Below are 8,603 nucleotides of genomic sequence, written 5' to 3' on the forward strand. Positions count from 1 at the left end.
GGACAAACCGTTGAATCCCTTCTCCATCATGCCGATGTCGCTATGTACACCTCTAAAGAGGCAGGACGCCAGCAGTTTACTTTTTTCTTACCCACTGCTGCCGTTTGAATCTAAACCGTACATACCTTATTTTTTCCGGTAGTTTTAGCATGATGCAGCTGCGCATCGGCTTCGCTCATCGTATCGTTCAAAGAATTATCATGTTCCAACGCCGCCCCGATAGAAACCGTCAAAAACACCTCTTCTCCCGATGCAAGTACAAGAGGTGTCAATGCTATTCTTTGTCGAATACGTTCTAAAATTTCAATCGATTTTTCACGGGTCGTTTCTTTTAAGACAAGACAAAATTCATCTCCTGTAAAACGTGAAACGACATCTTGATACTGTACGTTTGAGCGAAGTAGTTCAGAAACGTGAATGATCATCTGATCTCCGATATCGTGTCCGTAACTTTCATTGATACTTTTAAAATTATCAATATCGATCATCGCCGTCATAAACTCTTCATCTCGATTGACCGCTTCGATAAAATAGGGTTCCATCACCGTAAAAAAGTGGCGCCGATTGTACAATCCCGTCAAAAAATCGCGGCTGGAATAATGGGTAATCGTATCGATATTCTCCAACGCTTCAATCGCATTGTTTAACCGACATGAAAACTCCTCTTTGCTGAACGGTTTGTTGATAAAATCGTTCGCCCCTTGTTTAAGAAACATAGCGGATACATCGGAATCTTCGGTGGAAGAGAGGACAAAAATAGAGAGCTGATTTTTTGTATACTTTTTGCGAACCGCTTTGGTAAGTTCCAGTCCGTCCATCACCGGCATATTGTAATCGGTGATAATGATTTTAATATCGGGATTCTCTTCCAAAATCAAGAGAGCCTCTTCTCCATGAGCGAGTGCATACACTTGAAAAAAGAGATTTCCCACCATTTTTTTCATCCGATTTCGAAACACCGATGAATCATCCACCACCATCACTTTATGATGACGATTTTTGAGGAGTCTTTTGATAATATCGATTAGGTAGTCGATATCATGAATTCCCCCCTTATAAATATAATCGATAATATCTTTTTTTAGCATCACTTTACGGAACTCTTTATCGACACTCCCCGTCAAAACGATTGAGGGGATATTTTTTTTGAGCATTACATCAACCACTTCCCCATTGGGGGCATCGGGAAGATTGAGATCAAGAATCGCTAAGGTATAGCTATATTTTTTACTAAAAAGCTCTGCTTCTGAGAGCGAATACGCCACATCTATCTCTATTTTTAGTTCACTTTTTACTTTTAAACTGATCAATTTTGCCAATGTTTTACTATCATCCACCAACAAAATACGTTCAACTATTGTTTTATTTATCATTTGAAATTACTCTTTCTCTTCAACTTTTTTATAGATCGCTTCGACGATGGTATTGCGTCCTGAATGTTTGGCCTCATATAGGGCATTATCAGCGAGTTTAAGAACCCCTTGAACGCTTGAGGATTTTAAAATATCAGGGTGGTAAAGCCCTCCGCTAATCGTGCATTGCATCGTTTGATCACTAAAGATAAACGGATGTTTTTGAACTCCCAAACGGATAGATTCTGATTTTTCAATCGCCTGCTCTCGCGTGATACGATTAAAAATTATAACAAATTCTTCCCCCCCGGCACGGTAAACACTGTCCTGAATACGTACACTTTCCAACATAATTTTTGAAATTTCACACAAAACAAAATCACCCGCATCGTGCCCATAGGTATCGTTGATTTTTTTAAACCAGTCAATATCGAGCATCAACACAGCGTAAGGGAGATGATTTTTTTCGTATTGAAAAATCAATTCTTCGAGATCACGCTCCATATTGAGCCGATTTTTAAGCCCCGTCAACGGATCATGTGACGCCAATTGCATCAATTTCAAGTTAGCATGCTCCAAGCTCATTGTTCGAATTGAAATTTGCTGCTCAAGATTTTCATGATCCCAAGCCACCTCTTGAAACAATTCACGAATTTTATTGGCCATAGGCTGAAAAATAAAAATCACTTCCAATAGTAGCGTCATCAGTGTTACCAGCCACACTATTGATTCTAAATTATCAATTGCGACGATATTGGCTTCACCCTCTTTTTGATACTGTAAAACGGCACTGTTTAGATCATTTAAAAGGGGGTCGGAGAGCTCTAAAATTTCTCCTAAAAGAGTCATTGATTCATCTTGGGAGTGTGCGTTACTTAGACGTATTGCTCGATCAAGATACTCTTCAACACGCCTTTTAAGCAATGTCTCCCCATAATAAAGCGAATAGATGGAAGGGGAGAGTTCTACCTGCACACCCTCTTTCAAGCTTCCGGAGGAGAGTGCTTCGTTGGCTTTGCCCATCTCCTCAATAGCACTCAGCAATTTAGCTCGGATGGTTTCACTGTCCGAGTGTACCCCATCCGCATAAACACGCAAATAATACTGCTGAGAATACGAGGCAATCCGCTGTGAGAGCATCCGCTGTTTTCCTGAGATATTGACAACCAGTGCTGTCGAATCACTCGCTTTTAGGGCAAGATTCAAGACATAATAAGCACCGCTTGAGAGAAGTGCGATAAGAGAGATCGCAATAATATAGCGCTTGGTGAAACTCGATTTAAGTTCTTGAGCTTGCATCATTCCCTACTCTTCCTATAGATTGCATTAATGATAACTCCGATAGTCTTAAACCGTACTGACCACCCTGTTTCGTCCCTCAGCTTTAGCTTTATAGAGTGCATCATCCGCACTTTTAAGGAGGGATTCTTTACTCACAGCATCCCCGACTTCTTTAAAAGCCATTCCGACACTGACACTAACAACATCAGCCGCAGAGGAGTATTCATGTGTCATTTGAAGAGCCTCAACGGCTTTTAACAGAGACTCAGAAACTTGCTGTGCCCCATCTAAATCAATATCTTTGAGTAAAATAATAAACTCCTCACCCCCATAACGGGCGATGATATCGCTGGGACGCTTGAGACTGTTTTTGAGTACTTGGGCTATCGCTATCAAACATTCATCCCCCTGTGCATGCCCATAATGGTCGTTGTAGGGCTTGAAGTGATCAACATCGATCATTATCACTGCTAGCGTTTTTTTCTCTCTGAAAGCCTCTTTATAGTTTTTTGCATACATCTCATCAAAAAAGCGGCGATTCGCAATGTGGGTGAGCCCGTCAATCATAGCAAGCTCTTTAAGCTGATTGTTTTTAAGGCTCAACGCGGCATTCGTCTCTTCGAGTTTCGACTTTATCTCACGAAGTTCCTGATTAATCAAAACTTGTTCCGTAATATCTTGTACGGTTCCTCTGGAAACAGTAGGGTTCCCCTCCGAATCATACTCGGTATCTCCCACCTCTCGAACCCACTTGATTCTGCCGTCTTCCATCAAAAGGCGGTGATCGATCGTATATTTTTGTCGGGTAATCAGTGAATATTCATACGCTCGGTTAACACTCTCCCGATCATCTGGATGGATGACATTCAAAAATGCGTCGTAGGAAGCTTCAAAGCGGAGTCGATTGATCTCAAAAATACGATAAATCTCATCCGACCAAAACAAATGATTGTTTTGGAGGTCAAGTTCCCAACTCCCGATATGGGCTATTGATTGGGCTTTTTTAAGACTTGATTCACTTCGTTGCAGTGTTTCTTGCAACATTTTTTGCTCTGTAATGTCCCGAAAAACGATGATAGCGCCATCATCCGCAGAAGCTACGGTGAGACTTACCGGAAAGTAGGTACCGTCATGTCGGATCAAATACTCTTCACCGCTGCGGGTTTGACGGTCTTGCAATGTCATGTATATAGGACATTCAGACTCATCATACACTTCATGAGTGACTTTGTGGTGGTGAAAAAGGGCATGCTGATCCTTATTCAGTACCTCATTTTCACTAAATCCGGTCATCTTCAACGCCTGAGCATTGATCCATGTACATTTGCCTTCATGATTGACACCGTAGACACCGTCTCCGATATTAAATAGGAGCGATTCAAACAGTTTTTTTCTCCGCTGCTCACGTGTATAATAGATCAATACGAACAGCAAAGCCCCGAGTGAAACAATAATCATCGCCTTATAATGTGCCCAAACATCCGAAAAAATAATTTCGGGTGTCTGATCAAACGGTGGGAGACGCAAATGACGGGCAAGCTCTTCGACTTCCAGATAATCAGCCGGTAGAGAATAGCCGTAAATCCCCGCTTTTTTAATCGCTTCATTCGTCGGTTGAAGAGAGTAAAGGGCTGCAAGGAAGAGTTTAATATCTCTCTCTTTGGCATGAGGAAGGGCAAAAACAGGCCATTCCGGATAGAGTTGCGTTGATACTCTGTAAGGGTGAGTCGCCACTTTTTTTTCGTTAACGATTCGGATATCCCCTGCTTTGATATCACCGCTCTCTATCATCTCTTCCAAGATGCCATCACGGATAAATCCAACCTCAGCTCGACGCATTAAAATCTCTCGAACCACCTCTTGATGAGAATTATAGGTCTCGATAATTTTATTATTATGCTTGTTGATATGAATATCTTGTTGATGGAGTTCATATACCTGAGCTCTGAACCCCCCCATATGTTTCATACTGGGTGTTAAGATTGATTTACCCTTTATGTCCTCAAGGTGCTCAATCTGACTCTCAGGGCGTACAATTATTACACCTCCCAGACGGCTGGAAGGCTTTCCCTCCTCGTTGGCACTGATAAGGGTAGCAATCGCACCGCTTAGTGCGTACTGATGACGGACAACGAGGAAATGGGTAGGATTGGTGGTGGCGAGATCAAGCTGATTTTTGGCAATTTTTTCGTCCATCTCCTCTTGAGTCAGAACTTCCAAAACAACCCGATTATCGAGTTTTTCATTCAGATACTCAACCAGCGGCTGGTATTTTGCTCGGGTCTTTTCATGCCCCATATAGGCAAAAACACCGAATCTGATCTCATCTTTAGCCGATGCGGAGATAAAACATAGGAATACTGCTAAAAAAGGGATCAATCTCTTCATACTTAGGCACTTTTTATTTGATTAGGTAATACTACCCTATCCTCACTGTAATCCCATTAAAATCCACGTTTATCGATACCACAGCCGCATCATCGCCGCCCCTAAAAAAGCATAAGCGGCCTCCTCGATTCCCGCCATCCAAAATCCCATTGCCCCCAGAGCCAAAATAAGCACCGTAGCGAGAGGTGCGGTTGCGGCACGAAACTCTTTTTTTATCATCTCATACTGCAGCGGTGAAAGTTCTACACTCAATTCCCCTTTGCTTGCACGCTCAATCATATGGCGAAACGCATTGATATCACCGGGGATACGTTTGATCTCATCGATCACAGTTTCAAGGATCGAATCCTTCATCCCTAACGCTCTGGGGATATTCTTTTGGAGGATCGGGAGGATATCTTTGATCCCGTTAAAATTTTCGATATAGGTAGTCCCTAACCCCTCGATGATGGCACTGACTCGGAGGATATAAATCGCCTCCTGAGGGAGCTTAAAGGGGAGGTTTCGGGTCTGTTCCAGTACTTCAAACGCCAGTTTCTGCATACTGCCGCTATCGAGGGCATCATTACCGAAAATATCGAACATCCGCTCCGTAAACTCGGCAAGCTCAGCGGAGGGGGCATCGTACGCCACCGTCCCCAGACGTTTTGCTGCACTTACATAGCTCTCAAAATCCCGTTCATTCGCCGCTTTTATCAGTTCGATAATGGCGATACGGGTATCGTTAGGAACCCGTTTCACCATCCCAAAATCAAGCAATACGAGTTTTCCCGCACCGTTTACCAGCAGATTTCCCGGATGGGGATCGGCGTGAAAAAACCCCTTGACCAACATTTGATCGGTATAAAAACGTACCAGCTGGTCGATCAGCGGTTTTATATCGAGTCCGTGCGAGAGGATCGCATCCCGATCATCAAACCGCCACCCCTCTTCAAAGCTCATCACAAGCGCATCATCACAGCTCAAAGAGGGATAGCCAATAGGGAAAAGTATGCCGGAGTCTTTGTAGAGTGACGAAAACTTCTCCAGATTGCTCCGCTCATGACGCAGACTGCACTCTTGGACAATCATCGATGAAAACTCCGCAATAACCGATTCGATGGAATGGCGGGTCGTATGGGAAAAAAGGGGGCGAAAAAAACCGTTAAACAGTGACAAGATACGGATATCGGCACGAACCCGTTTTTCGATCCCCTCACGTCGCAGTTTCACGGCTACTTTCGTCGTCTCATCTATCCATGCGGCGTGGACTTGACCGATCGATGCCGAAGCAATAGGAACAGAATCAAAACGGATAAACGGTACGGTAGGAAAAGCTTTTGCCATGACCCGCTCATACGCGGCTTGGCTCATCGGAGGGAGATCATCATGGAGTGTTTTGAGGGCATTGAGGTACGACTCATCGAAAAAATCGTTACGGGTGGCCAAAACTTGCGCCAATTTGATAAAACTCGCCCCCAGCTCCGTAATAGTGGAGGCAAGTTTATCGGGGCTGAGCGAGGAAACCCCTAAAAACGTCTCCCTCTTTTTTATCAAAAGATAAAACGAGAGCAAAAGACGAAAAACGCTCCAAAGACGTCTCGGTGAATACAATGAACTCACGATCGTAGCGCTTCGATATCCTTTTTCGTTGCAATTCCGAGTTCTTCAATCACCTCTTTGATGGCAGATTTGAGTTCCTCTTTGAGACGTTTTTCTTCGTCTTCCCCTTTGGTTTTAAGACTCTCAAGAAAACTTTTGGTATCGGTAGTGTTCAATTTTCCTTTCTCTTCAAGCTTTTTAAGCTCCTCTTCAACTCTCTCTTTGAGCAACAATGCTCCACCCATTCCTGTATACAATAACTCTTTTAACATAGCATGCTCCTATTCTCGTAATGCACTATTATAGGCCTAAATAATGAATATCACCCCTTAATTTTTGAATTAACTCCGAACTGCTAGGGATTTTTTCATTAAAAACCGTTTATAATATATTTAAAAGAGGGGTGACATGCAAAAACTTATAGATCATTACGGTGTTTCCTTTTTGTCCCTCCTCGATCGCCTCAATGAGGGGGTTATGATCCATCGGTGTGATACGACGATTTTGTATGCCAATAAAGCCGTATCGGATATTCTTGGAGTGCCGCTGAATGAAATTATCGGAAAAAATGCAGCCGATCCGGTATGGAACTTTAGCGATGAAAATCTGGAACCCTTAAGCGTTGAGGACTACCCGATCCAAAAACTTCTTCATTCCCATCAAAGCCTTGTTGATCAGCTGGTGGGTATCAGGTTAAGCGACGGAACTCTAAAGTGGGCCGATATAAACGGTTCCTTTATTGCCGAGGAGGGAGAAGATCCGATCGCACTCCTGTTTTTCAGTGATGTTACCGATCGAAAAAATGCTTACGATGAGGCGGCGCTTTTCAAACATCTCGTCGATGTCGTCGATACCGGTATTACGATAACCGATCCCTCTTTGCCGGATAATCCTCTCATCTACGTCAACCGCGCTTTTAGTGAAACGACAGGGTACAGCTTTGAGGATGCGGTAGGACGCAACTGCCGTTTTTTACGTGATCAGGAACCAAAACAGCCCTCTATGGGAAAAGTATATGATGCCCTTCAAAATGCAAAATCATGTGAAGTCGAACTTCGAAATTACACAAAAGAGGGGAAACTCTTTCATAATCTTCTCAACATTACCCCCATGTTTGATACTAATAATAAACTAAAATACTTTATCGGGGTCCAACACGACATCAGCCACCAAAAACAAAACCAAGAGAAACTGGCCAAACAAGCCCTCTACATTCAATCCATCCTTGATGCCCAAGAGAATATCGTATACGTCACCGAAAACAGCTCCATCATCTATGCCAATCAACCCTTTTTCGATTTTTTTGCCGTTGCCTCGCTAGAAGATTTTTTACAACACGAATCGTGCATTTGCAGCCGTTTTTTGCAAAACGATCTCACTTTTACCCCCTCTTCTATCGAGGGAAAAACATGGATACACGAGATACTGGAACTGGAAAAATCCAAACGGATCGTAGCGATGAAATCATCCTCAAATGAGAAACGATTTTTTAGCCTCTCGGTCAAAGAGTTTGTCAGTGAACGCTACATTATCACCCTAAACGATATTAGCCAGTCTCTTTTACGTGAACTTTTTCTAAAAAACAAAGCCTACCATGATCCGCTCACCGGCGCACTCAACCGTCAATATTTCTACGATTATTACGATGAGAACCGTCAAAACATCACCTCGTTGGGGATCATCATGGTCGATTTGGATTATTTCAAAAAGATCAACGATACCTACGGGCATGGCATTGGAGACGAAGTTCTCAAACAGGTTGCCGATACAATCCAAAATTCGATCCGTAATGATGACACCCTTATCCGATGGGGAGGGGAAGAGTTTATCATTCTGATCAATACCGCTAAAAATAGCCAGCTTATCTCGATTGCCGAGCATATCCGCCGCAGTGTCAGCGAAATAGTTTTTGAATCTCTCCCCTCTATCACTACGAGCTTGGGAGCTACCCTCCTTTTAGAGGGAGAATCGTTTAAAACAGCCATAGAACGTGCCGATCAA

The 8,603-nt window shown here is 43.1% G+C and carries 6 protein-coding genes; 1 reads left to right on the forward strand and 5 read right to left on the reverse strand.

Translation table 11 applies throughout. From position 1 onward, the window contains the following. Positions 1 to 110 precede the first annotated feature (110 nt). From A2517_RS03900 to A2517_RS03920, 5 genes are all read right to left on the reverse strand, one after another. Positions 111 to 1,373 (reverse strand): diguanylate cyclase, encoded by a 1,263-nt coding sequence (locus A2517_RS03900; protein WP_294894342.1) that lies wholly within the window; start codon positions 1,371 to 1,373, stop codon positions 111 to 113. 6 nt (positions 1,374 to 1,379) lie between these two features. Next, positions 1,380 to 2,654 carry a diguanylate cyclase gene (locus tag A2517_RS03905; protein ID WP_294894344.1) on the reverse strand — a complete coding sequence of 425 codons (1,275 nt, stop codon included), beginning with the start codon at positions 2,652 to 2,654 and terminating at the stop codon, positions 1,380 to 1,382. A 45-nt stretch (positions 2,655 to 2,699) separates the two neighbouring features. Next, the gene (locus A2517_RS03910) at positions 2,700 to 5,021 is read right to left on the reverse strand and encodes a diguanylate cyclase (protein WP_294894346.1); all 2,322 of its coding nucleotides are present in this window, start codon (positions 5,019 to 5,021) and stop codon (positions 2,700 to 2,702) included. A 69-nt stretch (positions 5,022 to 5,090) separates the two neighbouring features. Next, the gene (locus A2517_RS03915; RefSeq protein ID WP_349681475.1) at positions 5,091 to 6,623 is read right to left on the reverse strand and encodes an AarF/UbiB family protein; all 1,533 of its coding nucleotides are present in this window, start codon (positions 6,621 to 6,623) and stop codon (positions 5,091 to 5,093) included. Next, entirely contained in the window at positions 6,620 to 6,874 is a 255-nt protein-coding gene (locus A2517_RS03920; RefSeq protein ID WP_294894348.1) for a hypothetical protein, read from the reverse strand. Before A2517_RS03920 ends, A2517_RS03915 begins: the two co-directional genes overlap by 4 nt. Positions 6,875 to 7,010: 136 nt before the next feature. Here A2517_RS03920 and A2517_RS03925 point away from each other — a divergent pair. Further along, the coding region (locus A2517_RS03925) for a diguanylate cyclase (protein WP_294894350.1) at positions 7,011 to 8,603 on the forward strand (1,593 nt) is incomplete at its 3' end.

The sequence above is a fragment of the Sulfuricurvum sp. RIFOXYD12_FULL_44_77 genome, assembly GCF_001830725.1.
Taxonomy (GTDB): Bacteria; Campylobacterota; Campylobacteria; order Campylobacterales; family Sulfurimonadaceae; genus Sulfuricurvum; species Sulfuricurvum kujiense_A.